This window comes from Salinicoccus halodurans, from assembly GCF_900114445.1.
In the GTDB taxonomy this organism is placed as follows: Bacteria; Bacillota; Bacilli; order Staphylococcales; family Salinicoccaceae; genus Salinicoccus; species Salinicoccus halodurans.
The window spans coordinates 283,022-309,308 of the sequence record NZ_FOTB01000004.1 but is presented as its reverse complement, the minus strand read 5'-3'; the positions used below and the strand labels follow the sequence as shown (position 1 = coordinate 309,308).

Below are 26,287 nucleotides of genomic sequence, written 5' to 3'. Positions count from 1 at the left end.
TTTTGTTTTTGGTTGAAGTTTCGCAAGCGTACATTGAAGTGCTATAATGTTAGTAAGATGCATGAAGGGTGATTGTATGAAAAGATTTGTTGGACTTGTGCTGGTGTCCATACTGGCACTGGCTGGCTGCGGCGGCGAAGAAAGCCAGGCTGAGAAAGATCTGGATAAGATCAATGGCCAGATTACGGAACTTGAGAATAAGATTAAGAATCTCAAAAGTGAGAATGATCAGCTGCAGAAAAATATTCAGATAAAAGAAGAAGAACTTCAAAAACTGCAGGAAGCAGAACGCAGCGGTGAGACCTCCGGAGAAGAAGAAAATGCGGAAGAATCTGATGAAAAGGAAACTTCCGGCGAAGAGGACTCCGAAGCATAAACGATTATAAAGCTGTCCAAACGGGAATGAATACTATATGAAACTGATGAGAGCGAGGAGATTTTAATGCACGAAAATAAATTTAATATCGTGGAAGGCAAAGTCATGTCTTTGGAAGAGCTGGGACATGAAGTTGAACAAATTACCGGCATGAAGGTAAAAAAGTTCGATGGCCTCGAATCCAGAGTGGTGGCTCAAAAGCCAAGTCCGGATCAGGAATTTGAAACTTTCAATGCACGGTTTGATTTTGAAGAATCGTATGATTTTGTCGATGTTGTATTCACAACAGATAAAAAAAGCCGCATGGAAGATTATGACTTGAAGAAAGATGAAGTCAAAGTCCAGCTTATGTCCTATAAAAGAATGGATGCACCAAAAGAGAACGAAAGCGGGAAGGTGGAAGAGTAGGAGAGTATTTTCTTCTTTCTCTTTCATTTTTATTTGAAGTTGACGGTTTGGGTCAATAAAAAATAATAGTAGAGAGTGGCTGAGATGCGTCATGAAATATATCAAGACAAAAAGGCTGATAATGAGAGATTGGAAGCAGAGCGATATTCCGGAATTCGTGAAAATGAACAGGGATCAGGATGTAAGAAGGTATTTCCCGAACATGCTGTCAGCAGAAGCCTCTGAAAAACTGGCTGTGGATATTCAAAAAGATATCGAAGACAGGGGATTCGGACTGTTTGCGGTGGAGCGCCGCGACACAGGGGAATTCATAGGTTTTACCGGTATGCAGGTACTTGAGGAGAATGGACCGTTCCGTCTGGAGATACTTCCGTGCATTGAAATAGGATGGAGGTTCTCCAAAAAACACTGGAACCAGGGCTTTGCCACAGAAGCAGCCCGCGGGGTCCTGAAGTTTGCCGAGCGGCATACCGACATAAAGAAAGTATATGCGCTTGCAGCAGAGCGCAATGTTCCATCCATCAATATCATGAAGAAAATCGGTATGGAAAAAGTGGATGTGTTCAACCATCCGCAGATCATTGACGGTCATTCATTGAAAAAACACGTTATATACGATATAGAATTGGAAAAACGCCGACGATTTTCATTATAATCATCGGCGTTTCATATTGTCATATGTTCTTATTTCCACTGGTGTAAATGAATTGAATTTCTCGAGGATTTCTGTGCCGTTACCGCCTGTGAAAAGCTGGTTCAAATATTTCTCCTGCAAAAATCCTTCATCAATCAATTTTCTGAACAGCTGGAGGAGTTCATCGTAGAAATCATTGACGTTCAAAAGGCCGATCGGCTTTTTATGAAGACCGATCTGTCCCCATGTAAACACTTCGAAAAACTCTTCAAGTGTGCCGGCACCGCCGGGGAGTGAAATGATTGCGTCACCGAGCTCTTCCATCATTTCTTTCCTCTTATGCATTGTCTGGACAATTTCCATATGCTGGACTTTGGGATGTGCCATCTCGCGATCTACAAGAAACTGGGGAATGACCCCGGTCACTTCTCCCCCGTGTTCCAGAGCTCCGTTCGCAACAGCGCCCATCAATCCGACAGCCCCGCCGCCGTATACGACGCCTATTCCCCGGTCAGCGAGGAATGCCCCGAGCTCATAGGCACTCTTTTCATACAGAGGATTTCTTCCTGTGCGTGCACCGCAAAAGACAGTGATCTGTTTTATTTCCATTCAGTAAACTCCTGTCATATAAAAATGTTCTCCATCCAGTTAAGAATGATGTTTATCCAAATGTTTGTTTATCTTCTTTTCAAGTTTCTTCTGATATTTTGATTTTGACATCGCACTCTCAAGACCGGTTCTGCGCCCATGCTCAGTCACTTTCTGTTCCTGCATGTCACGATGCCGGTTGAACAGCGAGTCCTCTCTCTCGATTTTCCGTGTCTGTTTATATGAAGTGCCGCGCGGATCGAGCTTTTGCTTGTGCTTTTTAAAAAGGTCTCCGCTTTCAAAGTTTTCCTCAGGATGTCCTTTTACTTTTTCTTCGATATATGGATTGATGCTCATTGTCATGTTGTCCATTCCTTTGTCTGTATTATTGTTGTCGCTGAAATTCTCTTCATCATCCAGATCAAGTCTGTCTTCATCCGTGCTGTCGAGGCTTGCACGAGTATCCGACTGATCTTCATAGTATACTGCTGCAATGCCGTAATTATCGGGGAATGATTTTTTCTCAGCATAAACCTCCGGCTCTGTAGATGTGGCTTCCACATGTTCACTTTCGACTGTCATCCGGTCGGATTTTTCATCATTATCCGGTTGGGAATGGGGCTGCATGATTTTCGGGACTTTGACTTCCGATTTCTCAGACAGGCGTTTTTTGCGGTGTTTTGTTTTCTCTTTTTCAAACTGCCTGAGAAGGGAATCTTCTTCCTTCAAACTTTTCTGATATGATTTCATCTCTTTTTTATAAGCCGTTTCATGACGTCTGTCGGAAATGGCATTGCCGATGGTGGACACTGCAGATTTACTTGTATTGTATGTGGTGGCACCGGCGTTTCTGACCGCATGGGCCGCATGTGTCCCTTTGTCTTTAGCCGTGCTGTACGCAGTGGCCGATGCAGATCCAAGTTTCTGCATATCCGGATGTTCTTTTATACGGTTCCGCTCGTTAAAGAGAGGGACGAGCAGGACAGGTAACAAAGTTACAGCCATTCTCACTTTATCATTCATCAATTCTACCTCCAACATTACTTATATCATGATTATAATATACCCATGCAAATGTTGCATTAAACTGAATGCCGGTACATCATTCCCTGTTTAAGATTATCGTGATTAAGGTATTAAGAATAGTAAATGAGGAGGAATGCATGGTGAAAACAATAACTGGAAGCATGACACTGGCGGAAGTCGTGACCGAAGTCCCCAAATCGGGCGATATACTGCGAGAACTGCATATAGATTTTGTGAATGGAGGAAACAGGAAACTTGTTGATGCGGCATTTGAACAGGGCGTTCCGCTGGAGAATATCCTGTATGAAATAAATGAGCTTGATACGGAAAATACAGACGGCATCGATATAAAATACATGGATGAACTGAGCATCATCAAATATATACAAAGGCGCTACCATGAAGATCTGAGGGACGAATTGCCGGTTCTTGCGCCGTATGTGGAAAAAGTGGCGGAGATGAATCCGGATCTTGAAGAAGCCGGAGAGATTTTCAGAAGCCTGAAGAAATCCATGATGGACCATAGCGAAGAAGAAGATGTGAATGTCTTCCCGCTGCTCGAATCGTATATCGAGAGTCCGACGGAGAGCAAAAAAGAAGCACTCAAACCCCGTGTGGAAAAAACCAGGAATGAACATAAGGATGTCACTGATTTCTTCTTCAGATTGCGGGAAGTGACTAATGACTTCACACCTTATGAAGGTGCTCCGGGTGTACTGAGACTTGTATACGACCGTCTGGAGAGATTGGAGAGGGACACATTGGATCATATCCATCTCGAGAATAATATATTGTTCCCAAGATTGAAGGAAAAAGTCTAAAGACAGGGGAAAGTCGAACCGGATCTGGATTATCAGGTCCGGCTTTTATTTTGGCGTGGTTCCAGGCGCCGTTCGGAGCGACGGAACCGGTGCCGGATCCGGAGAAAGGCGGAACAATAAAAAACGGCATCCGCGAGGATGCCGTTCCGATTATCTGATCTAATTTCCCTGATTCTGCGTTTTCGGCAGTATGACAGTGATGGTTGTTCCTTCGTCCTCGGCGCTTTCGATTTCTATTCTTCCCTTGTGGGATTCTATCAGGTGTTTCACTATTGCAAGGCCGAGGCCCGTACCGCCTGAATGGCGGGACCGGGCTTTATCGACTCTGTAGAAGCGTTCGAATATGCGTCCGAGGCTTTCTTCAGGGATGCCGATTCCGTCGTCGGTTACAATCAGCCGGATTTCATATATGTTTTCCCTCAGGCTGACTTCGATTGTACCGCCTTCATGGGTATAGTTGATGCCGTTTGCTATGAGGTTCAATATGATCTGTCTGATGCGGTCGCGGTCAGCTTCAAGAATGACCGCTCTGTCCTCTTTCGGCAGGACCAGATTTGTCTGCTTCTGTTCTGCGGAACCCTGCAGAGTGACGGCTGTTTCATGCACCAGTTCCGTAAGGTTGACTTTTTCGACATTGAGCGGTATTTCCTGCCTTTCAATCTTCGAAAGGTTCAGAAGATCCCGGATCAGACGGTCGAGACGCTGACTTTCATCATGGATGATTGTCAGGAACTGCCTTACTGTCTCTTCGTCTTTGACCTCGCCGGAAAGCAGTGTTTCCGAGAATCCCCGGACGGAGGTCACCGGTGTTTTAAGCTCATGCGAAACATTGGCTACGAAATCACTGCGCATTTTCTCGAGACGCCTGATGTCCGTAATGTCATGCAGGACGATGATGACGCCTTTCTGCTGCCAGCCCTGACCGTAATAAGGGGCAAGGTGTGCATCCATTATCCGTTCCTCCGGATAGTATGAATGGACTTCGTCATGCACTTTTTTATTTTCCTCGAACACCTGGCGTATCAATTCCCCGAGACCGATGCCCTCGCCGACTTTGTCGAATGTCTGCCCCACAACATTCTCAGAATGCTGGGAAAAGAATTTTTCCATAGCGGAGTTGACGAGCTCGACTCTGCCGTCCTGGTTGATGAGCATGACGCCGCTGACCATGTTGGACATGATGCTGGTGAGCTGTTGTTCGTTTTCCTGAATTTCCTTCATCTGGCGCTGGAGGCTCGCGGCCAGGGTGTTTACAGCTGAAGAGAGTTCGCCGATTTCACCGCTGACCCTTGTGTTTACACGGCTGCTGTAATCTTTTTCAGTGAGCCGCCTTGTGACATCCATGACGCTGTCGATCGGTTTAGTAATACTGCGGGCGATGAGGATGCCTGCGCCGGTTGTCAGCAGCAGCATGATACCGAGTATCAGTGCAAGGGAAAGCCAGAGTTTACGCATGGCTTCATCTATTATCTGAAGCGAAAGTGACGTCCGGATTGCACCGACGGTTTCCCCGTCCGAGACTACCGGCGTTGCAATATACATCATATTGAGATCCTGAGTTTCGCTGTAGCGGATGGTTTCCCCATATTCATTTTCCGCAGAGAGCACAGCTTCGAATTCCGGACGGTTCCTGTGGTTATCCATTGTGTCCGGATCATTTTCCGAATCTGCAACGACTGTCCCGTCTTCATCTATTACTGTGAACCTCATTTCAATGGGGCCATCAAAATTACGGATCCATTCCTGGAGCCTTTCACCGTCATCAATCGCTTCTGTGGCGATGATGATCTGTGAAACCATCTCGGCATTCTCAATGAGGTGGTCTCTTGTGGTTTCCGTGTAGGCATTTTGCATAATCGATGCCAGGAGGAACCAGAGTACCAGTGTCAGAGCAAGGATGAGCACGAAAAATGCCAGGGAAATTTTCAGCCAGAGGCTTTTCATTCTACGGGTCCTTCGAGTTTATAACCGAATCCACGTATCGTGCGGATGTATTCCGGACGTTTGCTGTCCTCTTCAATTTTTTCACGTAAATGGCTGATGTGTACATCCACAATCCGTGTATCTCCGTCATAATGGAAATCCCAGACGCCGTTAAGCAGCTGGTCACGGCTCAATACTTTACCTTTATGGTTCGCCAGATAAAGCAGAAGTTCAAATTCCTTCGGTGTGAGAACAAGCAGTTCCTCTTTGTAATAAACATCGTATTTGTCCAGATGTATTTCCAGGTCCCCGATGCTGAACACTTCTTCCGCGGCTTTTTCAGCGAGTGCCTCCACCTGACTTCTTCTCAAAATTGCCTTGACACGGGCGACGACTTCGCGCGGACTGAATGGTTTTGTCATATAATCGTCGGCACCGAGTTCAAGCCCGAGAATCTTATCAAATTCTTCATCTTTTGCCGTAAGCATCAGGATGGGTGTGTTCATCTTCTCCTGGCGCAGAGTTTTACAGACATCCATGCCGTCCATACCGGGAAGCATCAGATCAAGTACGATAAGGTCCGGCTGTTCAGTGAGTGCGAGATCTAGCCCCGTGTTGCCGTCTTCTGCAGTCAGGACCGAATACCCGGACTGCTCAAGGTTAAATTTCAAAAGCGTTACAATTGATGGTTCGTCATCAACAACCAGTATACTTCGCATGCCAGTGGCTCCTTTCATTCCGGGAAAATTTATTATATTTATATGCTTCAACTGTTACAGTTTATCATAGCTTAACGGAAGTATACGAAATCTTTACATTACTGTAACATACTCTTGAAAACACAGGTATAGAAGGCATATTTCCACGGTAAACACTAAACTTTCTGATTTCATTTGGAATGGTATATAATGGTGTCAAGTAGATTTACGATATATAAGCTTATGCAGGATGAGTGTGATGATGTGAAACAATATTCAAGACAGGTCTTATACAGGAATATAGGCAGGGAAGGACAGCAGAGGATAATGGATGCGACGGTGCTGATTGTCGGTTCCGGTGCTCTGGGTTCAGTATCGTCGGAAATGCTCGCCAGGGCAGGCGTGAAGAAGATCATCCTGGTGGACCGTGATTATGTCGAAGCGTCCAATCTGCAGAGACAGACGCTTTTTACAGATCGTCATGCCTCGGAAAAAACACCGAAAGTCGTGGGGGCCAAAGAAAGGCTGCTCGAAATACGTCCGGATCTCGAACTCGATGTCCATATCAGTCACTGTGATGCAGCTATGCTTGAAACACTTGCCGGTGAAGCGGATATCATTCTGGACGGGACGGATAATTTTGATACGCGGCTTCTGATCAATGATGTGGCCTGGAAACTCGGCATTCCGTGGGTATACGCAGCATGTGTCGAAGCATCATACAGCAGCTGCGGTTTTGTACCGGGTGCGACCCCGTGCTACCGCTGCCTGGTGCCGGTGCTTCCGTCGACGACATTGACGTGCGACACGGCGGGTATCATTGCACCGGCCGTGCAGATGGCGGTTTCCGAACAGGTGACGACAGCGATGAAAATACTGACCGGCCGGTTGGAAGCCCCGCACTATATGCGTATAGGGGATATATGGGAATCCGAACACAGCAGATTCGGCATCGATCAGATGAAGGAGGAGACGTGTCCATCCTGCGGGAACAACAGGACATATCCTGCATTGAACGAGTCTCAGGATCAGACGATGAAACTGTGCGGCCGGGATACAGTCCAGGTAATGGACGCACGGATTACCCAAGCGTCTGTGGATGAAGTGATTGAAAAACTGGATATAAAAGTGAACAGGACCCCGTATTTCAGTGAGTTCCACTTTGATGGGACACGTCTGGTCTGCTTCAACAACGGCAGGATCCTGATCCATGATACCGAAGGCATCAACAAAGCGAGGACGCTGATTGACCGGCTGTTCGGTTAGAGGACGTAATCTGGAGGAATGGATATGAGTATTATAGATAAGATTGAAGAAAATATTAAAACGGCCGTCATTACCGTCAGTGATACCCGGACAAAAGAGACGGATAAAGGTGGAAGGCTGGCAATCGGATATTTGAAGGAGACGAACGCTGTTATCGATGAAGCGGACTATATCATCGTCCCTGATGATCGAGAGGAAATTACCCGCACAGTGAAGAACCTTCTCGGCAGGGGCATCGATGCAATCATCACCACAGGCGGGACGGGCATTGCCCGGCGCGATGTGACGATAGAGGCGGTGCGGCCTTTATTCGATAAGGAAATTGAAGGTTTCGGGGAGATATTCCGGATGCTGAGCTTCACGGAGGATATCGGTTCGAGAAGTATATTATCCCGCGCTGTGGCCGGGACATCCGGCAGGACAGTGATTTTCACACTGCCGGGTTCAACGGGGGCGGTGGCACTCGCGATGGAGCGGCTGGTCATCCCCGAACTGAACCACTGCGTGCATGAGCTGAATAAATAACTCAGTCCCGTCTGTAGTCGCCTGACTTTCCACCTGTTTTTTCCATCAGCTGTGTTTCCCTGATGACCATGCCCTTATCCAGGGCTTTGCACATATCATAGATGGTCAGCGCAGCAGCCGAAGCGGCTGTCAGGGCCTCCATCTCGACACCTGTTTGGCCTTTGGTCTTCACAGTTGCCGAAATGTGCAGAAGATGCATTTCTCCTGTTTCCCACTCAAAGGAAACATCGATGCCGGACAGAGGGAGCGGATGACACATCGGGATGATCTGATGTGTATTCTTGGCTGCCATGATGGCTGCCACCTGCGCTACTGCAAGAACATCCCCTTTTTTGACAGTGCCCTCTGTAATGCCCCGGTAAATCCCGGGACTGACTTCAAGTATGCTTTTGGCTACGGCAGTCCGTACAGTCACGTCTTTATCTGAAACATCGACCATGCGTGCTCTGCCCTCTTGGTTAAAATGACTGAATTCTGACAATATCAACACCCTTTCCGTTATAATGAGTATAACAAAATAACTGTGATGAAAGTAGGAATACCATGACGATCAACCGTATACCAATCAGTGTCTCTGAAGCGCTCGGCCGTGTGATATCCAGGGTGGATACACTGTCTGAAGAGGCTGTGCCTTATACAGAAAGCTACGGGCGGATACTGGCGGAGGATCTGAGAGCGACAAATGATGTGCCTCTGTTTACGAAATCCGCCATGGATGGTTTTGCGATCCGTTCAGAGGACAGCGCCGGGGCCGGCGGTGAAAACCGGATTGCCTTTGAAGTGGTTGGAGAAGTGCCGGCGGGCGCAAGCAGCGATTATGTGCTTGGACCCAATGAGGCGTTCAGAATCATGACGGGTGCTGAAGTGCCCAAAAGTGCGGATGCTGTTGTAATGTTTGAACAGACCAAAGAGACAGAGACAGGCTTTACCATCAGAAAAACCTTCCGTCCGGATGAAAATATTGCGATGCAGGGTGAAGAGTGCAGGACGGGGGAAGTGATTGTGCCGAAAGGGACGCATATCAACCCGGGAACAGTTGCTACACTCGCAACTTTCGGCTACAGCCGGGTGAAGGTATACAGGCAGCCGGTCGTCGGTATCATGTCGACGGGAAGCGAACTGCTTGATGTGGAGGCGCCGCTTGAGAGAGGGAAGATCCGCAATTCGAACGGACCGATGATTTTAAGCCAGCTGAAGCGGATGAATATTGAAGGCAGACTCTACAGGCTGGAAGCCGATGATGTGGATACGCTGCTCTCGCGGATGGAGGAAATGCTCCGCGAAGTGGACGTGGTAATCACCACAGGGGGCGTGTCTGTAGGAGACTATGATCATCTGCCCGAATTATACAAAAAGCTCGGTGCCGTTGAACTGTTCAATAAAGTCGGCATGAGGCCAGGAAGTGTGACGACGGTAAGTTTCCTGGGAAATAAACCGTTGTTCGGACTGAGCGGCAATCCTTCGGCATGCTATTCGGGGTTCGAACTGTTTGCAAGACCGGCGCTTCTTAAAATGATGGGGCACGATAAGATTTTTGCGCCGGTGGTGGAGGCCGTGCTGGATGAGGACTTTAAGAAGCCGAATCCATTCACCCGTTTCATCCGCGCTGAAGTGGATTATGTGGAGGGCAGGGTCCATGCACGCCCTTCCGGATTCAACAAATCCAATGCGGTGACTTCCATTGCCAGGAGCAACGGTGTAATTGTACTGCCGGGAGGCACCCGCGGGTTTGAAAAAGGGGACGGCGTGAAAGTGATGCTGACTGATATGACGACGGGAACGGACCGTTTTGATATATGAAGGTACTGCAGATTACCGGATATAAAGACTCAGGCAAGACGACGGTTGTAAATCAGATGGTTGCCCGTCTGAAGGGAAACGGGCGGACGGTTGCCGTCATCAAACACCATCATTCCGATGATGTAGTGATGCAGAACAGGACTGACAGCGAGTCATTCACGCGCTCGGGTGCGGATTACAGTATCCTGAATACGCCCGGCACAAGCATGCAGGTGAAGAAAGAGCCGCCGGAGCTTGAAGAGCAGCTGGATGCGCTCAACAAAGAGGGCATCGACTTTGTATTGATCGAAGGCTATAAAGATCTTTCTTTCCCTAAAATATTCATGAGCTATTCATTCAGGTATGGTCATACAACTGTTGATAATATCGGTCTTGGAAATGTGTTAAAGACCTTTGATGTAAGGTATGATGGAGAGACAATGATGGATTGGTTTAAAGAATGGAGTTCTGACATATGAAACAATATGAAATTACGGAAGAACCGTTGGACATTACACGGTATCATTCATATACAATCAACGAAAGCCAGGGTGCCGTATGCATGTTCACCGGACATGTGAGGGAATGGACAAAAGGGACCCGGACTGTGTATCTAGATTATGAGGCATACAAGCCAATGGCGGAAAAGAAGCTCGCTGAAATCGGTGAGGAGATCAGTGAACGGTGGCCGTCGGTAATCACAACAATCGCGCACAGAGTGGGAAAGCTCGAAATATCAGATATCGCAGTGGTGATTGTAACAAGCGCACCCCACCGCAGTGACAGCTACCGTGCCAATGAGTATGCGATTGAACGCATCAAAGAAGTCGTTCCGATATGGAAAAAGGAAATATGGGAAGACGGCGAGGAATGGATCGGGGATTCACGCCAGTATCATTCCAGTCTGGAGGGGAATCAATCATGAATGTTCTGCTTTTTGCCGGTCTCAAAGAAAAAATCGGGGACAGCAGAGTCAAGCTGCCTGTCGAAGAAAAGATTACAGCGGGAGAATTGAGGGAACTCATATATGCAAGCTTTCCTCAAGTTGAAGGGGATGTTTTCCAGATTGCCTGCAATGAAGCATTCGTCAAAGACGGACACCTGATTGAATCAGGGGATGAAGTGGCATTGATCCCGCCGGTGAGCGGCGGATAATGAAGACGCTCGGAGTGATTCTGGCCGGTGGAAATTCGACCAGATTCGGTGAAGATAAATCATTGTACAAAATTGACGGGAAACCGATGGTCGAGCATATTGCAGACATCATCAAAGCATCACATGCAGCTGATGAAATCATCGTGAGTACAAACAGCAGACTGAAGACGGCTTTCAACTATGAGACAGTCACAGATGACGACAGATTCACAGACAAAGGGCCGATCGGCGGTCTATTTGCCGCAGCCAGTGCATATCCGGACAGCAGACTGCTGGTGGTCTCATGTGACACACCGTATGTACCCGCCCGGTGGCTCCGAAAGCTGCATGATGCAGCTCTCGCCGACAGTGAAACACTCGTCCTGACGAAAGAGGGAGACCGGATCCACCCGCTGATAGCTGTCTATCAGGGACAGGATCTTGCCGAATCACTGGAAGCACAGCTCAGAACAGGGCGGCTGAGCATGAAGGCATTTTTTGAACACAGGAAGACAGTTATACTTGATGCGAAAGAAAACGGTGTGCCGAAAGACGCGCTGGTAAATATAAACCGGAGGACGGATATCCTCTGAGGAGGGAAGCTATGGTCGAATCAATTACGGATAAGTTCGGCAGACCGATAAGAGATCTGCGCATATCGGTCACGGACCGGTGTAACTTCAGGTGCAGATACTGCATGCCAAAAGAGATTTTCGGTGATGATTTCGAGTTTATGAAGCGGGATGAGCTTCTGTCATTCGAGGAACTGGAACGGGTGGCACGCATATACGCTGAACTCGGAGTGAAAAAATTGAGGATCACAGGCGGTGAACCGCTTCTTAGAAAAGATCTTCACGAACTGATTGCGAAACTGGACAAGATCCCGGGTATTGAAGATATCGGCATGACGACAAACGGAATGCTTCTGAAAAAGCACGGACAGAAACTGTATGATGCAGGACTCCGGAGATTGAACATCAGCCTGGATGCAATGGATGACCAGCTCTTCGGTGAAATCAATGACCGGGGCATCGGAACTTCGCGCATCATAGAACAAATTGAGCATGCGATATCGCTCGGTTTCCAGATAAAGATCAACATGGTTGTGCAAAAAGGGCTGAACGAACATGAAATTCTGCCGATGGCCAGATTCTTCAAAACGCTGCCGGTGACCCTGCGCTTTATAGAATTTATGGATGTCGGCAATGATAACGGCTGGAACTTCGATAAAGTAGTGACGAAAAAGGAAATACTTGAAACGCTGCAGGAAGAATTCGACCTGGAGCCATTGGAGCCGGCATATTACGGTGAGGTGGCGAAAGTATACCGTCATAAGGATGCGGAATCGAATCTCGGGTTCATAACGAGTGTATCCGAAAGTTTCTGCTCCACATGCACAAGGGCAAGGCTGTCATCCGACGGCAGGTTCTACGGGTGCCTGTTTGCCACAGACGGTTTTGATATCCGCACCCTGCTCAGAGAAGGGATATCGGATGAGAGACTCAAAGAAACCCTGACAGGAGTTTGGAACAGGCGGGATGACCGTTACTCGGAACTACGCACAGAGATTACAGCAGAACGCCGCAGGCAGCGTAAAAAAATCAATATGAGTTATATCGGGGGGTAAAACGTGGAGGGTCACTTCACGTTTTTTGTAACTGAGGAAGGAATGTTATGAAGATTAATATACCCGCAAAATACCTGGTGCTTTATGTTCTGATGTGCCTTGGGGCCGTCAGTGCTTTTATATTATTCGGTCACAATCTGTCGCTGATCCTGGAGGACATAGTAATCCGGGCCAGTACGCCGGACAGCAGTCCTCTCATGTGGACGGCTGTATTTTTCATGCTGTTTGCCGTCCTGACCCTCACTTATAAACTGGTGAGCCAGCGTGTTGCGAACAAACGCATCGAGTCGCTGGGCAGGAAGGTTTTGGATAAGATAGATGACCAGACGATGAAGTATTCAGAATCCATGCTGAATGCTGTTTTTGTGCACCTTGAGAAGTACCGTCCGTTTGAAAGAGTGTTCATACCGACAATCATCCAGACGATGGTGAGGCTCGGGGCAATCATCATTGCGATGTTCTTCATTCACAGAAATGCAGCATTCATCATGATTTTCACCGCGCCCTTTGTACCGTTGTACTATGTGCTGGTGGGATTGAAGACAGCGGACGAATCAAAGGCACAGGCGTCACAATTCGATGCGCTCGGGACTTTATTCCTGAATCTGATCCGCGGAAAGAACACGGTGAGGAATATGCAGGCTGAAAGAACTGTGACAGGACGGCTGAAATCATTCAATGAACGGTATGTAAAAGAAACGATGGATATTTTAAAATATGCATTCCAGTCCACATTGATGCTCGAATTCATCACGATACTGGGCATCGGACTAATCGCACTTGAAGTCGGACTGCAGATTATCATATTCGAGAGTATTACATTTTATGCCGCGTTCTTTACACTGCTGCTTGCGCCTGAATTCTATAATGCACTGAAAGTGCTTGGAATTGAGTTCCATAATGGGAAGCTTGCGCAGGGCAACTTGGAAATGATTGAAGAATGGCTCGAAAAAGAGACGGTTGCCGGGGATTACCGGTTTCAGGGTATCAGGGACAATGCAATAGAGATGAGAAACATCAAACTCGGGTACGGCAGTGAAAATCTGCTCGAAGATGCGGAATTGACTGTGCCGGAAACCGGCTTTACCGCGATTACAGGGCCGTCCGGTATAGGCAAGACGACACTGCTGCGCGCCATTATGGGACTGCATGCTCCGGCAGAGGGCGAAGTGCACATCAAAGACGGGGACATCGGTTATATATCCGACCGGATATATTTCTCGGATACGACTATTTATGATTATGTATCTGAAGGCGGATATGATGAGGAGAGTGTCAGGAATATTTTAGAGGCGCTCGGCCTGATGGAGAGCATGGAGAATCTGGAAGAAGGTATCCACACAAAAATTGTGAATCACAATATCCCGTTGTCGGGCGGAGAGATTGTAAGGCTGAAAATGGCGAGGGTGCTGGTCAGACGGCCTTCCGTTATACTCATGGACGAGCCGACTGAATTCCTGGATGCAAAAACAGAACAGCTCGTAATGAGCCATCTGGAGATTCTTAAGGAAAGTACAGCTATTGTAGCGGTCGTACACCGCAGAAAACTCCTGAAAATCGCAGATCGGCATTACACGCTGGAAAACCGCCGGATTGTACGCCGAAATGGAGGGGAATACTGATGGAATACTTGAAAAGTGAAAGGAAGCAGATATTTTACAGTATACTCCTCGGGCTGGCCGGCGGGCTCGTCGGTGTTGCACTGTTTGGGCTGAGTGGCTATATGATCAGCCTGAGTTTCTTCGAACCGCCGTTTTTCATCATCATCCTGATCATTGCAGTCATCAAATTGTTCGGTATGATGAAAGGTGCTTTCCGTTATATTGAGCGGCTTCTGTCACATGAAGCGACATTTCAGATGATCGGAAGACTCAGACTGAATTACTTCACAAAATCGCTGGCCATGGATGAAGATACCCACAGCGTCAAGTTCATCCAGAAACTGAACCAGCATTTCGACCGTGTGGAGGACTACTATATAAGGATCATCTACCCATATGTTACAGCTGCGCTGCTGACATTGATACTTTTACTGCTGGCATTTTATATCAACACAGAAGTGGTACTCATAATGGCAGCAGCATCACTGCTGCTCCTTTTCGCAATTCCAAAGCTTTTTGAAGGGCTGTCATACAAAGAAGCTGAAAAAAGGGAAGAGACGGACGATGCTTTCTATATGAAACTCTATCATTACATCCATGACTATACTGATTTGTTCGTGCGCAGACAGACAGAAACACATAAAAAAGGATTGTATGGATATCTGGCCGGCATCAAAAGGCATGAAGATAAAAAGGCATTGTATGAGAGTCTGATGGGCTTTGCAGCGAACCTCATCCAGATTGCCATGATCATACTTGTGATTTTTGTAATGTATCAGGAAACACCAATGCTTGTTCCGATGGTCATGCTTCTCGGGCTCAGCTACTTCGACCAGGTGGTGCCTGTAATTCAGCCTGCGAGCAATTACCGGACGGTAAAAGATGCAGTCCGGGAGCTCGATACAGCAGAAGTGGAAAGGGAAGATGAAGCGGAGACAGATAAAAATATAGAAAAGATAATAATAGAAGATCTGGCTTACAAATATCCGGGCTCAAACACGAATGTATTGAAAAATATCGAGGTGGCTTTCACAGCGGGTGAGAAGCACGCAATCATCGGCAGCAGCGGATCGGGTAAAACGACATTGCTGAACCGCATTATAGAAGGCGATGATGCGGTAAACTTTTACGGCAATAGTGAAAAGGCGGGGCATGATACGCTCATCAATGATGCATCCGTAATGCCCCAGCACCTTGATTTCTACAATGCAACGATCGAGGCGAATATCACGATGTTCGGTCATCTGAAAACATCGGCGGAGTGCATGAAAAATCATCTGGCAGAGATGGAGATGTCCTATTACACGCCGGACACGATGATCACCCATACAGGCAGACTTTCAGGCGGGGAGCAGAAAAGGCTCCACTTCATCCGCATGATGATTGAAGATAAGCAGTGGTGGGTAATGGATGAACCGACAGCACGGCTGGATGAGAAGCTCCGGGAGAAAATCTGGAATCATGTGCTGGACCGCGAAACAGCCATTGTCAGCACCCATGACCTCAGCAGGCTGGATGCGTTCGACCGGATTTCTTATATGGAGCAGGGTGAGATAATAGAATCCGGAAGTTATGACGATCTGATGAACGAAAAAGGGGCGGTATATCATGCCGTCCTGCGCTACGCTGATAATTTATAGTAAATGGCCGTGTGAGATGCTAAAATTAAGATAATTTAAAAAGAGTTAGGAAAGAAGTGGTTGAATGAATAAAATAGCAATCGTTACAGATTCTGCTGCAGGACTGTCCCGGGAATATATCAATCAGCATGATATCAAAGTATTGCCGATGTCGGTCATTATCGACGGCAAAGCATACAGAGAAGGTGTGGATGCTTCTACAGAAGAAATATACGACATGCTGAAGAACAGCGGAGAAGGAGCCAAAACATCCCAGCCGCTCTTCGGTGAATTTCTGGAAATGTACGAAGCACTTGATAAAGACGATGCATACGATTCGATTGTGGCAATCCACGCTTCAAGTGAACTGACCGGAACATACCAGAGTTCACTCAGTGCGTCGGAAGAGGTGAATAAGACGGTTCACGTCATAGACTCCCGAATTGGAAGCTATCCGCTTGGGAAAATGATAAAAACAGTGGTTGAAGCACGCGGATCGAACGAAGCATTGCTTGATGTTGTGCAAAAGGTAAAGGACCTGACGCACCAGGCACAGCTCTATCTGTTGCCGCAAAGCTTTAGCCAAATGAGAAAGAGCGGACGTGTATCAGCCTCCCAATCCATGCTGGCATCGCTCCTTAACATCCATCTGAAACTGATGTTCGAAGACGGCAAAGTGATTGTCGGGGAAAAAGTGCGCACGAAGAAGAAATTGGTCAATGCCGTGATGAATAAGCTGGAAGAACACGTAAAAGAAGATGCCGTCCGTACTCTCGCAATCGTTTATGCGGGCAATGAATCATTGATTCATGACTGGAAAGAGCGCATCGAAGACCGGCTGGGAAATCTGGAACTCGTTGTAGAACCGCTTGTCCCTGTTGCAGGGGTGCATACAGGACACGGCACAGTCGGATTCGGATTTATAAAAGGATACTAGGACGGACGATTCGGATAATGTTTCCGAATCGTTTTATCTTTAATATATTTACTGGAGTTAATGTATATGGGTAGCGAAAATGTATAAAATTATGGTAAAATACCCTTAATTATTATGAAAAACGGTAGGAGGTGACTACAATTGGGAAGGCGTATTTGAAATCTTATTTGCAGATTGAAGTGTTGATCGGAAACATAGAAAAGATGGCAGGCAGCAGAGTAGAAAGCGCTTTTTCAAAAAATGTAGTCAAATATTACCGGAGGTGAATCCCTTTTCATAAAGGGAACTAATTGGACATATCCACTTTAATAAATTTAGCATTATTTACATTACTCATACTGCTTACAATGTTGTTTGTAGGCTCTGAGTTTTCATTAGTAAAAGCAAGAAAATCACGCATAGACCATTTGGTGGAAGAAGGCAGCAGACCTGCAAAACGTGTACAGGGGATGACAGCTCGGCTGGATTACTACTTATCCGCATGTCAGCTGGGTATTACAGTAACCGCACTCGGACTCGGTTGGATAGGTGAATCGACGTTTGAAGTCATACTGCATCCACTCTTCGCTTTCCTTGGCATACCCGATGAATTCAGCACAGTATTTACAGTAGCTGCAGCATTCTTCATCGTTACATTCATACACGTCGTAGTCGGTGAACTTGCACCTAAGACAGTTGCGATTCAGTATGCTGAAAAGATGGCGATGGCATTTTCAGGCCCGCTGTATTTCTTCGGTATCATAATGAAACCACTTATCTGGTCCATGAACGGGACATCAAGACTGCTTCTGAGACTGATCGGTTTCAAAGATATGCCGACAGAACAGGCCCATTCCGAAGATGAACTTAAGATCATCATGACACAGAGTTACCAAAGTGGTGAAATCAACCAGACAGAGCTTGCGTACATGCAGAATATTTTCTCATTCGATGAAAGACTCGCAAAGGATATCATGGTGCCGAGAACGCAGATGATCACTTTGACAGATCCGGTGAACATCGATGATGTGCTGGAAACAGTCAAAGAGCATAACTTCACAAGATACCCTGTAGCAGATTCAAGCGGGGACAAGGATCAGATCATCGGTTTCATCAACGTAAGGGAATTCCTGACAAACCATGTGTCGGATGAAGACGTTACACCCGAAGAATACATGCATGAGCTGCCGCTCATTACCGAAGTATCACGCATCAGCGATGCACTCATCAAAATGCAGAGGGAACGCGTCCATATCGCACTCATCATAGACGAGTACGGCGGTACGGCAGGGATGATTACAATGGAAGATATCCTTGAAGAAATTGTCGGCGAGATCCGTGACGAATTCGATGAAGATGAAGAACCGGAACTGGTGAAGGTCGAAGATAATATCTATCATATCAACGGCCGCGTGCTGCTCGATGATCTGGAAGAAAAATTCGATATCAGCTTTGATAAAAGTGAAGACATCGATACAATCGGTGGCTGGATCCAGAGCATCAACACAGACATCGAAGTCGATGACTATGTAAATACAGAAAACGACAAGTGGATCGTGCTTGATATGGAAAACCACCTCATCAAGCAGGTTGCATTGCTGAAAGACCATAACAAGAATAACTCGAATGAAGAAGAAAAAGATGAAGAGTAAAACTGAAACCGAGATGCGGATTTTAATCCGCATCTCGGTTTTTTAGTGTGTATGGGCTTCTAAATATCTGTAGATTTCATAATCCAATGCATGCTCCATCACCATGTTCATAGTAACTACCGGTTTCCCCTCTTTTGAACCATTCATCGTCGTCTCCCGGAGTGTGTCATAATCTATATCAGCTTTTCCGAGATAATAGAAATCTTTGCCTTCATCATCGTCTTTTTTAACAAAAATATAAATGGGAAGATCGTACTTTTCATGGCCTTCCAAAATATTTCTGATCTCTTTTGATTCCAATGTACGATTGCTTCGGGTAAACCATTTCAAAGTATGCTGATCTAAAAATTGATCCTCATATTTTATAGTATCTTCTATTTCATCATCTTTATGATAGGTGATGAAGATGGGGCATGTGTGATGTTTATTTTTATATCCATACATGGTGGATGCTTCATCCTTATCCCAATTCAGCAAGCGGCATACATCTTTTCTGCCATACTTGTTATTCAATGTAAGCTGTTCTGAGTGATTATAAGCTTCCGAATTCAGCAATGATAATTCAAGGATATCTTCTATCTGTTTCTTTATGATGTCTGTTTCCAGGGCATCATTGAAATTTTTTGTGAGTGCGAGAATATCATCATCCACTTCTACAAGAGGATACCCATACTTTTTCTGCTCTTGTGCCTTGAAAAAACTATGGGTCAGCACACCGATGATCGAATCCATCGTCCGGTCGGTCATATGATAGCCTTTCCTGATCATCTTCAGTTGGAATTCCCTGATGTCGACGGGACCTTTCATTGCCTCTTGTATCAACAATGTTTCCTGTACGCGTTTGCCTTCGGAGATTTCCTGGGAAATAAAAGTCAGTATGCGGTGATCCTTTTCCGCAAGGCTGATATCGATTTCTTTGATCTTCTGCAGAAACTCGATGTAGTGATTATATTTATCGAAGATGATCAGCGGATCCATGACATCTTTGTCTTCATGAAAATCGATGAGTGTCGGCTGATGACCAATTTTATTCTTCAGATAAGTATACATTTCCCGCATGAATTTCTGACTGTTCAAAGTGGAAGTGCTGATGGACTTATAGATCTTTTCTTTGGCTATCTTTTCAAAATTGACGGTCGAAACTCCAGAAATAGTATTTCGCGTATTGATTGATTTTCTCAATCTATCTTTGTTGTATGATTGGTCACCAGTAAGTGCAATGGGAATCATATAGTTGTTTTTATAATTCCCGATGAAATCTATTACCGTCAAATAGTCTTTATCATCATGTTTCCTGAGCCCACGGCCGAGCTGTTGGACGAATATGATACTGGACTGGGTCTGTCTCAACATGACGACCTGGTTGATGGAAGGGATGTCGACCCCTTCATTGAATATATCCACTGTAATGATATAGTCCAACTGGTTGGCTTCCAGTTTATCCACCGCATTTTTCCGATCTTCCTGTGAATCTTTTCCAGTAAGGGGAGCTGTTTTATATCCCCGCCCATTCAGCATAGTACTTATTTCTGCAGCTTCATCTCTGTTTGAGACGAACATGAGTCCGCGGCGTTCCTCTCCTGATTGTCCATAGTATTCTATCTTCTCGATGATATGGTCGATCCGTTCATTGCTTACCAGGTTGGAAAGCGAGGTGGTTTCATCAATCATGACACCATTTCTCTCATAATCAGTTACACCGAAGTAATGGAAAGGGGCGAGTATCTCCTCTTCCAATGCACGCTGCAGCCGTATTTCATAAGCGATGTTGTAATCGAATAAAGAAAATATGTCCATATCATCGGTTCTTTCCGGTGTAGCGGTCATCCCGACCAGGAAGTCAGGTTTTAAATAATCGATGATTCTTTTATAAGTTGCAGCACCGGAACGATGTGCCTCGTCGATGATGATGTAGTCAAAATCATCCGGGTCAAATTGTTCGAGGTTATCCTGCCTGGAAAGCGTCTGCACGGTGGCAAACAAATATTTAGCCTGGATATCCTTCTGATTCCCGCTATAGACACCAAACGCTGAAGGTGCCTCCTTAATCAATGATGAGAAATCCTGTTTGGACTTGTTCAATATTTGTTCGCGGTGTGCGAGGAACAGCATTCTTTTCGGTTTGTATTGCTTTACGTCGAAAGCTGCCAGATAAGTTTTCCCTGTGCCCGTGGCAGATATGACGAGACCCTTGTCCTTGCCTTCTGCACGAAGGCTCTTCAATTGGTGCAATGCTTCTTTTTGCATCAGATTCGGTTCGATCTTATCTTTGACGATAGATTTATATTCATATTTTGACTGGTCTTCGATAATCTGGATGATTTTTCTGCGTTCAGGTTCTTCCACGTATTCAGCTTCATACTTTTCAATCCATGATGCATCTACGGGCACGGAGTTTTCCCATAATTCCTCGAAATTTTCGTTAAAATGATTGATGACTTCCCCGTTTTCCAGACTGGTCAATTTCAAGTTATACTCATAGTTTTTCTTCAGTGCAGTGTCGGTCAAGTTGGAGCTTCCGATGAACATGGCACTGTATCTTCTATTATTGAATATGTAGCCTTTCGCATGGAACCCTTCCTGGCTGGTCACTTTCACTTCAACATTTTCCAACTTCAGAAGCTCTTTGAAAACTTTCGGCTTATTGAAATTCAGATAGGTGGATGTCACGATACGTCCTTTGACATTCCTTTTTGCGAGTTCATAAAGTGTAGACTTCAAAGTCGCGAGGCCGCCTTCAGTGATAAAAGCGACAGAAATGACAAAAGAATCGCAGGTCTCCATTTCGTCGAGAATAGGAGATAGAATATTTTCTTCACTGGAATTGATGATCAGTTTAGGAGGATGGTGCGCAATTTTATTGGAATTCTTATCCAAGAATCCTTTTTCGTACGCATTCAAAAGATTATTCGGATCGACCTGCATTTAAACGCCCGCTTTCTAAATCGTGATTATATCAAGTATAAGGAAAGAAGTTCCCTTTTTAAAGATCTTGCATGTCCATTTAAAGAAAAGTGGATGGGACTGCAATGTATTGTGGTAAAATATTACTAACAGAATAAGGGGTGTATGTATATGGGTATATTAGAATTTCTTGTGGCTACAATCCCAGTCGTAATGGTATTCTCCATTCCGCTTTATGCAATCGGCCGTACATTTAACCAGAAGGATAAGAAGCTTGAATTAAGAGAACTGGAAGAAAAAAAAGAGTTGGAAAGATTGAAGCAGGAGAATTTTGTTCTTGAAAATAAACAGATGCAGATTGAACTGGATAAATTGAAGAAAGAACGTGAAGAAAGGACACTCAATGAACCCAAAAAGGAACGCTGGTTGATTGAAGAGACTAAAGAAGAAGAACGCTTTTGACAAAATAATCCCTTCGGACTTCTGTCCGAAGGGATTTCGCGTTTTATATTATGCTCTGTTGCCGCCGAGGGCTTTCATGATGAATGATACAATCAAGATCAGGATGATTGCACCGAGTAAGCCGCCGATGATGCTGACGCCGCCGAGTGTAGGACCGAAACTGAGTCCAAGTGCATTGGCGATTGAAGCACCGATCAGACCGGCGATGATGTTGCCGATGATGCCGAACGGTACATCTTTACCTAAAATAAGACCTGCAAGCCAACCGATGATACCGCCTACGATTAATGTTATAATCCAACCCATTATCAATTCCTCCTTAACTTCTAAAAATAAATATTAATTATTATTTCTATTTAGTTAGTTCCCATATTGTTAAGGAAGTAAACAAAAAAGTGAAGATTTTATATGCGGGATGCATTGGATCCGTTTTCTTTTTTGTATCTGTTCATCATGATCAGGAAGAGTATCAGTGCGATGGACACACTCACTGCGCTTGTGAAGTAGATTGTACTGTAGCCGAAAGCTTCTGCGACGAAACCGTAAGTCATTGCACCGAATCCGACACCGAGATCGAACGCTGAGAAGTATGTGGCGTTCGCCATCCCGCGCCTGTTATTCTCTGATCGATTGACCGCCCATGCCTGGAGTGCCGGCTGCACGCAGCCGAACCCGAATCCGTACAGGGCTGCAGCGATGAACAGGTATGCAGGGGTTGGCAGGAATCCAAGCAGGATCATGGCAATGATGATAGACAGGGAGCCCGGTATGAATACGACCGCAATCCCTTTTTTATCATAAAGACGGCCTGCAAATAATCTTGACAGCATTAAAAATGCTGCATATATCATGAAATAAAACTGGATGTACTGTGAATCGAATCCCTTTTCAAATGTGTAGATCGGCAGGAATGTCGCGATGCCGCCGAATGTGACGGTGATGAAGAATAATAGAGAAGCGGCAGGCACGGCCTTTTTTTCCACGATATCGAAACGCGGAACGTAAGTGCTCTTTGTCTCAGGTGCTGATTCTGCTTTCTTGTATTTGATGTTTGAAGCAAGGATGAGTGCAGTGAGCCCGAGTACCCCGCAGATGGAGAAGAGCAGCGTAAATGAAATATGATCTGTTAGAAAGAGCCCGAGTGCGGGACCGAAGGCAAGTGCGATGTTACCGCTCAGGCCGTAGTAGCCGAGTCCTTCCCCGCGCCTTTCTTTTGGGACAAGGTCGGTTGCGATGGTACCTGATGAAGTGCTGGAAAGCCCCCAGCCGGCTCCCTGCATTATTCTGACCAGGAGCAGGATAGCTATCGTATAGCTTGCCGCCAGTGAGAACATAGATATGACGAAAATGCTGAGCCCGGTCAGAAAGACAGGCGCACGGCCTTTGGTATCGAGCATTTTACCTGCTGTCGGCCGGATAATGAGTGCCGAGAATGTGAAAATGCCGACGACGATGCCGATCCAGCGGTCACTCGCACCGATTTCCTGTACAAACAGAGGTAAGGTGGGGAGTGTCATCTGGAATGCAGTAAAGATGAAAAAATTGACGAAAATTATCAGTACAAAGTCCTTCGTCCATATTCTCTGATTGGGTTCTGACATTAAATTTCAACCTTCTTCTTATGATTATATTGATTTTCGGGATATTTTATTTCGAATTCCGAAAAATCATTGATGCCTATTATACAATATAGAAAACATTTTTTCATCCTCCATGGGACTGAATGAGAGGAGTTTTTGCATGCAGGCATTGTGTGGTAAAATGTAGAAAATAAAATGCAAAGGATAGTCGTTGAAACAATGAATATTCTCATGATAGACAACCATGACTCTTTTACATACAATCTGGTCCATTACATGGAGAGCGGTGTGTATGATATTGAAATGATCGTTATAAAACCGGAGGATTTATATGAAGGGATAATGACAGAAAAGGAAATTTCGGGTATCGTCATATCCCCGGGTCCGTCGCATCCTGCAGACCGGCCGGATGTCATTGATTTTCTGAGACGCCAATGGACGCGTGTGCCGATTTTAGGCATCTGCCTCGGTCACCAGTTATTGTGGCACATGGCGGGCGGAACGGTCGGACGGGGAGAACGTCCGGTTCACGGTCATGTTTCCCTTATCAATCATGACGGTTCATGGCTCTTTGAAGATATTCCGTCATCGTTCAACGTCACACGCTACCATTCGCTGGTGTGCTATGGAGAGACTCCTGAAGGATTTGAAATCTCAGCCAGGACAGAAGATGGGGTGGTGATGGCCATCCGCCATAAGCGATATGATATTGCCGGGTTACAGTATCATCCGGAAGCCATACTCTCTGAAAATGGAAAAAGGCAGCTGGAGTCATTTATAAGGAAGGTAATGGAAGGTGGACATCATGTACGTACACGCGAAGTTCAAGAAGGATGAAGCAGTAACTGACCTGTATTTTACAAAGCCGGTGGATGTGCTTACTGAACCTGCTTATACATACGCGTCGGCACTCCGCCAGGCGGAGATGTACGCAGAAGAAGGCAAATATGTGATTCCCGCACTTGCTTATGAAGCGGGATCGCACGGTGCAGAAGGCGGACTGCCTGCGTTTGTCATCGGCGTTTTTGATACTCCGGTGAGTGAGGCTTTATTCCGCGAGCATTATAAGGGTGACGGAGTCTACCGGATGGGTGAGCTGGAATTTCTGGAGCATCAGGATGATTTTAAGAATAACGTAGAAAAAATCCGCGGTTTAATAAGGGATGGACATACCTATCAGGTGAACTATACAACCCGGCTGGCCGGGGACTTTGAAGGAGACCCGCATGCTTTGTTCCAACAGCTCACTTCAGACAACAATGGAGATTACGCCATGTTCATCGAGTGGGAAGGCAGGTCCATCGTGAGCTGTTCACCGGAACTGTTTTTCGAGATCGACGGAAACCGGCGTATCCGGACGCGTCCAATGAAAGGGACTTCGAAGCGGTACAGTGATTCCGTGCTGGATGAAGCGAGTCTTGCATTCCTGAAGGGATCTGAAAAGGACCGTGCGGAAAATGTTATGATCGTCGATCTGCTCAGGAACGACCTTTCGAAAGTGGCCAAAAAAGGCACGGTGTCGGTCCCTGAACTATTTACGGTTGAGAAGTATGAAACGGTATACCAGATGACTTCGACTGTCGAAGCGGTTCTAAGGGAAGGTGCAGGTCTGCCGGAGATCATGGATGCATTGTTCCCGTGCGGTTCCATTACCGGTGCGCCGAAGGCGATCACCATGGAAATCATCGAAGCGCTGGAAAACACCCCGAGAGGGTTTTACTGCGGGACGCTGGGAATGATGTTTCCGGACGGTACGGCGGTATTCAATGTACCTATCAGGACGCTATATATAGAGCAGGGGCGTTTCATATACGGTGCAGGCGGCGGGATCACATATGATTCCGAACCTTCGGATGAGTATGAGGAAATGTTGGCAAAGACCCGTTTTTTAAAAGGCGGCATGTACCAGCTGATTGAGACCATGCGTCTTGAGGACGGTTATGTAAAACGGTTCGATCTCCATGAAGCGCGCATTTTAAAATCCGCGGAGAATCTGTCATGGAAGCGGCCGGACTTTAAAAGATCGGTGCTTTCATATATAGAAGAGAACGGGCTGGACCGCTCGGAAGGCATCGTTAAATTGAGGGTGACTGCGGAGACGGGAGGTACAGTATCACTTGAGCATGCTTCTGTCCGGGAAACAGGTGAAGCCAGAGCAAAGCTTGCTGATAAGGAAATCAGGGCGCCGCGGACATTTTTGGAGAATAAAACGACGGTACGGCATCACTACCATAGTACAGACGATGAATTCGGCATCGTTTTGTATTATAATGAATATCATCGAGTGACGGAATTCAACATCGGCAACCTGATTGTAGAGGAGGCGGGGGTATTTTATACGCCGCCGCTGTCTGACGGATTACTTGATGGTGTAATGCGCCGTTCACTTATAGAAGACGGCAGGGTTTTGGAGCGCACTTTTACTAAAGTTGAACTTGTCCGGAAATATAAGGACGGGGATATACAGGTATATATGATCAACAGCCTGAAAGAATGGGTTAAAATCAGTTTGGATGTTTCGGGGTGAAACCATGGTAACTATACTATTAATACTACTTGTCATCGCCATCGTACTGTTCACACATTTTGTGGTGACATATCTCATTGAGAATAACATTAAGATTGTGGGAATATTGTTTGCATTTGTCGGTGTCATCGCCGCCATTGTCGTTCTGCAATTCATAATCAGCGGCATGGCAGAATTCGTTGCAGGAGAGCTTTCGTTATTTTACAGGGATAGCTAGGCGT

Annotated in this window: 28 protein-coding genes; 20 read left to right on the top strand and 8 right to left on the bottom strand. The window is 46.0% G+C overall.

Annotated features, from left to right (window positions below; genetic code table 11):
- Positions 1 to 76: 76 nt before the first annotated feature.
- From BM271_RS10115 to BM271_RS10105, 3 genes are all read left to right on the top strand, one after another.
- The gene (locus BM271_RS10115) at positions 77 to 376 is read left to right on the top strand and encodes a hypothetical protein (RefSeq protein ID WP_046789351.1); all 300 of its coding nucleotides are present in this window, start codon (positions 77 to 79) and stop codon (positions 374 to 376) included.
- Positions 377 to 442: 66 nt separating this feature from the next.
- A complete protein-coding gene (locus BM271_RS10110) occupies positions 443 to 784 on the top strand; it encodes a hypothetical protein (protein ID WP_046789352.1) in 342 nt (113 codons plus the stop codon).
- 121 nt (positions 785 to 905) lie between these two features.
- A complete protein-coding gene (locus tag BM271_RS10105) occupies positions 906 to 1,439 on the top strand; it encodes a GNAT family N-acetyltransferase (protein ID WP_234960537.1) in 534 nt (177 codons plus the stop codon).
- Here the strand turns inward: BM271_RS10105 and BM271_RS10100 are convergent, their stop codons facing one another.
- The gene (locus tag BM271_RS10100) at positions 1,440 to 2,027 is read right to left on the bottom strand and encodes an LOG family protein (RefSeq protein ID WP_052749806.1); all 588 of its coding nucleotides are present in this window, start codon (positions 2,025 to 2,027) and stop codon (positions 1,440 to 1,442) included.
- Between the two features lie 39 nt (positions 2,028 to 2,066).
- Positions 2,067 to 3,029, bottom strand: a complete 963-nt coding sequence (locus tag BM271_RS10095) for a hypothetical protein (protein WP_046789354.1) — start codon at positions 3,027 to 3,029, stop codon at positions 2,067 to 2,069.
- 140 nt (positions 3,030 to 3,169) lie between these two features.
- Between BM271_RS10095 and BM271_RS10090 the strand changes: the two genes are divergently transcribed.
- Positions 3,170 to 3,853 (top strand): DUF542 domain-containing protein, encoded by a 684-nt coding sequence (locus tag BM271_RS10090; RefSeq protein WP_046789355.1) that lies wholly within the window; start codon positions 3,170 to 3,172, stop codon positions 3,851 to 3,853.
- A gap of 159 nt (positions 3,854 to 4,012) precedes the next feature.
- Here BM271_RS10090 and pnpS read toward each other — a convergent pair whose 3' ends face one another.
- Together pnpS and BM271_RS10080 are read right to left on the bottom strand one after the other, a co-directional pair.
- Entirely contained in the window at positions 4,013 to 5,797 is a 1,785-nt protein-coding gene (gene pnpS, locus BM271_RS10085; protein ID WP_046789356.1) for a two-component system histidine kinase PnpS, read from the bottom strand.
- Positions 5,794 to 6,495, bottom strand: a complete 702-nt coding sequence (locus tag BM271_RS10080) for a response regulator transcription factor (RefSeq protein WP_046789357.1) — start codon at positions 6,493 to 6,495, stop codon at positions 5,794 to 5,796. Before BM271_RS10080 ends, pnpS begins: the two co-directional genes overlap by 4 nt.
- Before the next feature lie 222 nt (positions 6,496 to 6,717).
- On the opposite strand from BM271_RS10080, the gene BM271_RS10075 reads away from it, so the two are divergent.
- Positions 6,718 to 7,740, top strand: coding sequence for a ThiF family adenylyltransferase (locus BM271_RS10075; RefSeq protein ID WP_046791404.1), 1,023 nt, complete (start codon positions 6,718 to 6,720; stop codon positions 7,738 to 7,740).
- A 24-nt stretch (positions 7,741 to 7,764) separates the two neighbouring features.
- Positions 7,765 to 8,265, top strand: a complete 501-nt coding sequence (locus tag BM271_RS10070) for a MogA/MoaB family molybdenum cofactor biosynthesis protein (protein ID WP_046789358.1) — start codon at positions 7,765 to 7,767, stop codon at positions 8,263 to 8,265.
- Between the two features lies 1 nt (position 8,266).
- Here the strand turns inward: BM271_RS10070 and moaC are convergent, their stop codons facing one another.
- Entirely contained in the window at positions 8,267 to 8,746 is a 480-nt protein-coding gene (moaC, locus tag BM271_RS10065; protein WP_046789359.1) for a cyclic pyranopterin monophosphate synthase MoaC, read from the bottom strand.
- A gap of 62 nt (positions 8,747 to 8,808) precedes the next feature.
- Between moaC and BM271_RS10060 the strand changes: the two genes are divergently transcribed.
- The 10 genes from BM271_RS10060 to BM271_RS10015 all read left to right on the top strand — a co-directional run bounded on the left by BM271_RS10060 (position 8,809) and on the right by BM271_RS10015 (position 18,593).
- Positions 8,809 to 10,065, top strand: a complete 1,257-nt coding sequence (locus BM271_RS10060) for a molybdopterin molybdotransferase MoeA (protein WP_046789360.1) — start codon at positions 8,809 to 8,811, stop codon at positions 10,063 to 10,065.
- Positions 10,062 to 10,523 carry a molybdopterin-guanine dinucleotide biosynthesis protein B gene (gene mobB / locus BM271_RS10055; RefSeq protein ID WP_046789361.1) on the top strand — a complete coding sequence of 154 codons (462 nt, stop codon included), beginning with the start codon at positions 10,062 to 10,064 and terminating at the stop codon, positions 10,521 to 10,523. The genes BM271_RS10060 and mobB overlap by 4 nt, the downstream gene beginning before the upstream one ends.
- Complete coding sequence (locus BM271_RS10050; RefSeq protein ID WP_046789362.1) at positions 10,520 to 10,969, top strand: molybdenum cofactor biosynthesis protein MoaE; 450 nt, start codon at positions 10,520 to 10,522, stop codon at positions 10,967 to 10,969. The genes mobB and BM271_RS10050 overlap by 4 nt, the downstream gene beginning before the upstream one ends.
- Complete coding sequence (gene moaD / locus BM271_RS10045; RefSeq protein ID WP_046789363.1) at positions 10,966 to 11,199, top strand: molybdopterin converting factor subunit 1; 234 nt, start codon at positions 10,966 to 10,968, stop codon at positions 11,197 to 11,199. Before BM271_RS10050 ends, moaD begins: the two co-directional genes overlap by 4 nt.
- Positions 11,199 to 11,771, top strand: coding sequence for a molybdenum cofactor guanylyltransferase (gene mobA / locus BM271_RS10040; protein ID WP_046789364.1), 573 nt, complete (start codon positions 11,199 to 11,201; stop codon positions 11,769 to 11,771). Before moaD ends, mobA begins: the two co-directional genes overlap by 1 nt.
- A gap of 11 nt (positions 11,772 to 11,782) precedes the next feature.
- Positions 11,783 to 12,805 (top strand): GTP 3',8-cyclase MoaA, encoded by a 1,023-nt coding sequence (gene moaA / locus BM271_RS10035; RefSeq protein WP_046789365.1) that lies wholly within the window; start codon positions 11,783 to 11,785, stop codon positions 12,803 to 12,805.
- A 47-nt stretch (positions 12,806 to 12,852) separates the two neighbouring features.
- Entirely contained in the window at positions 12,853 to 14,427 is a 1,575-nt protein-coding gene (locus BM271_RS10030) for an ATP-binding cassette domain-containing protein (RefSeq protein WP_046789366.1), read from the top strand.
- Complete coding sequence (locus BM271_RS10025) at positions 14,427 to 16,046, top strand: ATP-binding cassette domain-containing protein (RefSeq protein ID WP_046789367.1); 1,620 nt, start codon at positions 14,427 to 14,429, stop codon at positions 16,044 to 16,046. Before BM271_RS10030 ends, BM271_RS10025 begins: the two co-directional genes overlap by 1 nt.
- 64 nt (positions 16,047 to 16,110) lie before the next feature.
- A complete protein-coding gene (locus tag BM271_RS10020; protein ID WP_046789368.1) occupies positions 16,111 to 16,962 on the top strand; it encodes a DegV family protein in 852 nt (283 codons plus the stop codon).
- Positions 16,963 to 17,252: 290 nt separating this feature from the next.
- A complete protein-coding gene (locus BM271_RS10015; protein ID WP_046789369.1) occupies positions 17,253 to 18,593 on the top strand; it encodes a hemolysin family protein in 1,341 nt (446 codons plus the stop codon).
- 42 nt (positions 18,594 to 18,635) lie between these two features.
- Here the strand turns inward: BM271_RS10015 and BM271_RS10010 are convergent, their stop codons facing one another.
- Entirely contained in the window at positions 18,636 to 21,518 is a 2,883-nt protein-coding gene (locus BM271_RS10010) for a DEAD/DEAH box helicase (RefSeq protein ID WP_046789370.1), read from the bottom strand.
- 150 nt (positions 21,519 to 21,668) lie between these two features.
- On the opposite strand from BM271_RS10010, the gene BM271_RS10005 reads away from it, so the two are divergent.
- Positions 21,669 to 21,959 carry a hypothetical protein gene (locus BM271_RS10005; protein WP_046789371.1) on the top strand — a complete coding sequence of 97 codons (291 nt, stop codon included), beginning with the start codon at positions 21,669 to 21,671 and terminating at the stop codon, positions 21,957 to 21,959.
- Positions 21,960 to 22,007: 48 nt separating this feature from the next.
- Here BM271_RS10005 and BM271_RS10000 read toward each other — a convergent pair whose 3' ends face one another.
- Both BM271_RS10000 and BM271_RS09995 read right to left on the bottom strand, forming a co-directional pair.
- Positions 22,008 to 22,265 carry a GlsB/YeaQ/YmgE family stress response membrane protein gene (locus BM271_RS10000; RefSeq protein WP_046789372.1) on the bottom strand — a complete coding sequence of 86 codons (258 nt, stop codon included), beginning with the start codon at positions 22,263 to 22,265 and terminating at the stop codon, positions 22,008 to 22,010.
- A gap of 98 nt (positions 22,266 to 22,363) precedes the next feature.
- Entirely contained in the window at positions 22,364 to 23,560 is a 1,197-nt protein-coding gene (locus tag BM271_RS09995) for an MFS transporter (RefSeq protein ID WP_046789373.1), read from the bottom strand.
- 174 nt (positions 23,561 to 23,734) lie between these two features.
- Here BM271_RS09995 and BM271_RS09990 point away from each other — a divergent pair, with 174 nt between their 5' ends.
- The 3 genes from BM271_RS09990 to BM271_RS09980 are packed head-to-tail and all read left to right on the top strand — an operon-like array spanning position 23,735 to position 26,283.
- Positions 23,735 to 24,376: an anthranilate synthase component II gene (locus tag BM271_RS09990; RefSeq protein WP_082103627.1), complete on the top strand. Its 642-nt coding sequence runs from the start codon at positions 23,735 to 23,737 to the stop codon at positions 24,374 to 24,376.
- On the top strand, positions 24,345 to 26,066 hold the full coding sequence (pabB, locus tag BM271_RS09985) for an aminodeoxychorismate synthase component I (RefSeq protein ID WP_046789375.1): 1,722 nt from the start codon (positions 24,345 to 24,347) through the stop codon (positions 26,064 to 26,066). Before BM271_RS09990 ends, pabB begins: the two co-directional genes overlap by 32 nt.
- 4 nt (positions 26,067 to 26,070) lie before the next feature.
- Positions 26,071 to 26,283 (top strand): hypothetical protein, encoded by a 213-nt coding sequence (locus BM271_RS09980; RefSeq protein ID WP_046789376.1) that lies wholly within the window; start codon positions 26,071 to 26,073, stop codon positions 26,281 to 26,283.
- The last annotated feature ends 4 nt before the right edge of the window (positions 26,284 to 26,287 follow it).

Coding starts and splice junctions, on each gene's coding strand:
- BM271_RS10115 (WP_046789351.1), top strand. CDS start 77: ATGAAAAGATTTGTTGGACTTGTGCTGGTGTCCATACTGGCACTGGCT.
- BM271_RS10110 (WP_046789352.1), top strand. CDS start 443: ATGCACGAAAATAAATTTAATATCGTGGAAGGCAAAGTCATGTCTTTG.
- BM271_RS10105 (WP_234960537.1), top strand. CDS start 906: ATGAGAGATTGGAAGCAGAGCGATATTCCGGAATTCGTGAAAATGAAC.
- BM271_RS10100 (WP_052749806.1), bottom strand. CDS start 2,027: ATGGAAATAAAACAGATCACTGTCTTTTGCGGTGCACGCACAGGAAGA.
- BM271_RS10095 (WP_046789354.1), bottom strand. CDS start 3,029: ATGAATGATAAAGTGAGAATGGCTGTAACTTTGTTACCTGTCCTGCTC.
- BM271_RS10090 (WP_046789355.1), top strand. CDS start 3,170: ATGGTGAAAACAATAACTGGAAGCATGACACTGGCGGAAGTCGTGACC.
- pnpS (WP_046789356.1), bottom strand. CDS start 5,797: ATGAAAAGCCTCTGGCTGAAAATTTCCCTGGCATTTTTCGTGCTCATC.
- BM271_RS10080 (WP_046789357.1), bottom strand. CDS start 6,495: ATGCGAAGTATACTGGTTGTTGATGACGAACCATCAATTGTAACGCTT.
- BM271_RS10075 (WP_046791404.1), top strand. CDS start 6,718: ATGCAGGATGAGTGTGATGATGTGAAACAATATTCAAGACAGGTCTTA.
- BM271_RS10070 (WP_046789358.1), top strand. CDS start 7,765: ATGAGTATTATAGATAAGATTGAAGAAAATATTAAAACGGCCGTCATT.
- BM271_RS10060 (WP_046789360.1), top strand. CDS start 8,809: ATGACGATCAACCGTATACCAATCAGTGTCTCTGAAGCGCTCGGCCGT.
- mobB (WP_046789361.1), top strand. CDS start 10,062: ATGAAGGTACTGCAGATTACCGGATATAAAGACTCAGGCAAGACGACG.
- BM271_RS10050 (WP_046789362.1), top strand. CDS start 10,520: ATGAAACAATATGAAATTACGGAAGAACCGTTGGACATTACACGGTAT.
- moaD (WP_046789363.1), top strand. CDS start 10,966: ATGAATGTTCTGCTTTTTGCCGGTCTCAAAGAAAAAATCGGGGACAGC.
- mobA (WP_046789364.1), top strand. CDS start 11,199: ATGAAGACGCTCGGAGTGATTCTGGCCGGTGGAAATTCGACCAGATTC.
- moaA (WP_046789365.1), top strand. CDS start 11,783: ATGGTCGAATCAATTACGGATAAGTTCGGCAGACCGATAAGAGATCTG.
- BM271_RS10030 (WP_046789366.1), top strand. CDS start 12,853: ATGAAGATTAATATACCCGCAAAATACCTGGTGCTTTATGTTCTGATG.
- BM271_RS10025 (WP_046789367.1), top strand. CDS start 14,427: ATGGAATACTTGAAAAGTGAAAGGAAGCAGATATTTTACAGTATACTC.
- BM271_RS10020 (WP_046789368.1), top strand. CDS start 16,111: ATGAATAAAATAGCAATCGTTACAGATTCTGCTGCAGGACTGTCCCGG.
- BM271_RS10010 (WP_046789370.1), bottom strand. CDS start 21,518: ATGCAGGTCGATCCGAATAATCTTTTGAATGCGTACGAAAAAGGATTC.
- BM271_RS10005 (WP_046789371.1), top strand. CDS start 21,669: ATGGGTATATTAGAATTTCTTGTGGCTACAATCCCAGTCGTAATGGTA.
- BM271_RS10000 (WP_046789372.1), bottom strand. CDS start 22,265: ATGGGTTGGATTATAACATTAATCGTAGGCGGTATCATCGGTTGGCTT.
- BM271_RS09995 (WP_046789373.1), bottom strand. CDS start 23,560: ATGTCAGAACCCAATCAGAGAATATGGACGAAGGACTTTGTACTGATA.
- BM271_RS09990 (WP_082103627.1), top strand. CDS start 23,735: ATGCAAAGGATAGTCGTTGAAACAATGAATATTCTCATGATAGACAAC.
- pabB (WP_046789375.1), top strand. CDS start 24,345: ATGTACGTACACGCGAAGTTCAAGAAGGATGAAGCAGTAACTGACCTG.
- BM271_RS09980 (WP_046789376.1), top strand. CDS start 26,071: ATGGTAACTATACTATTAATACTACTTGTCATCGCCATCGTACTGTTC.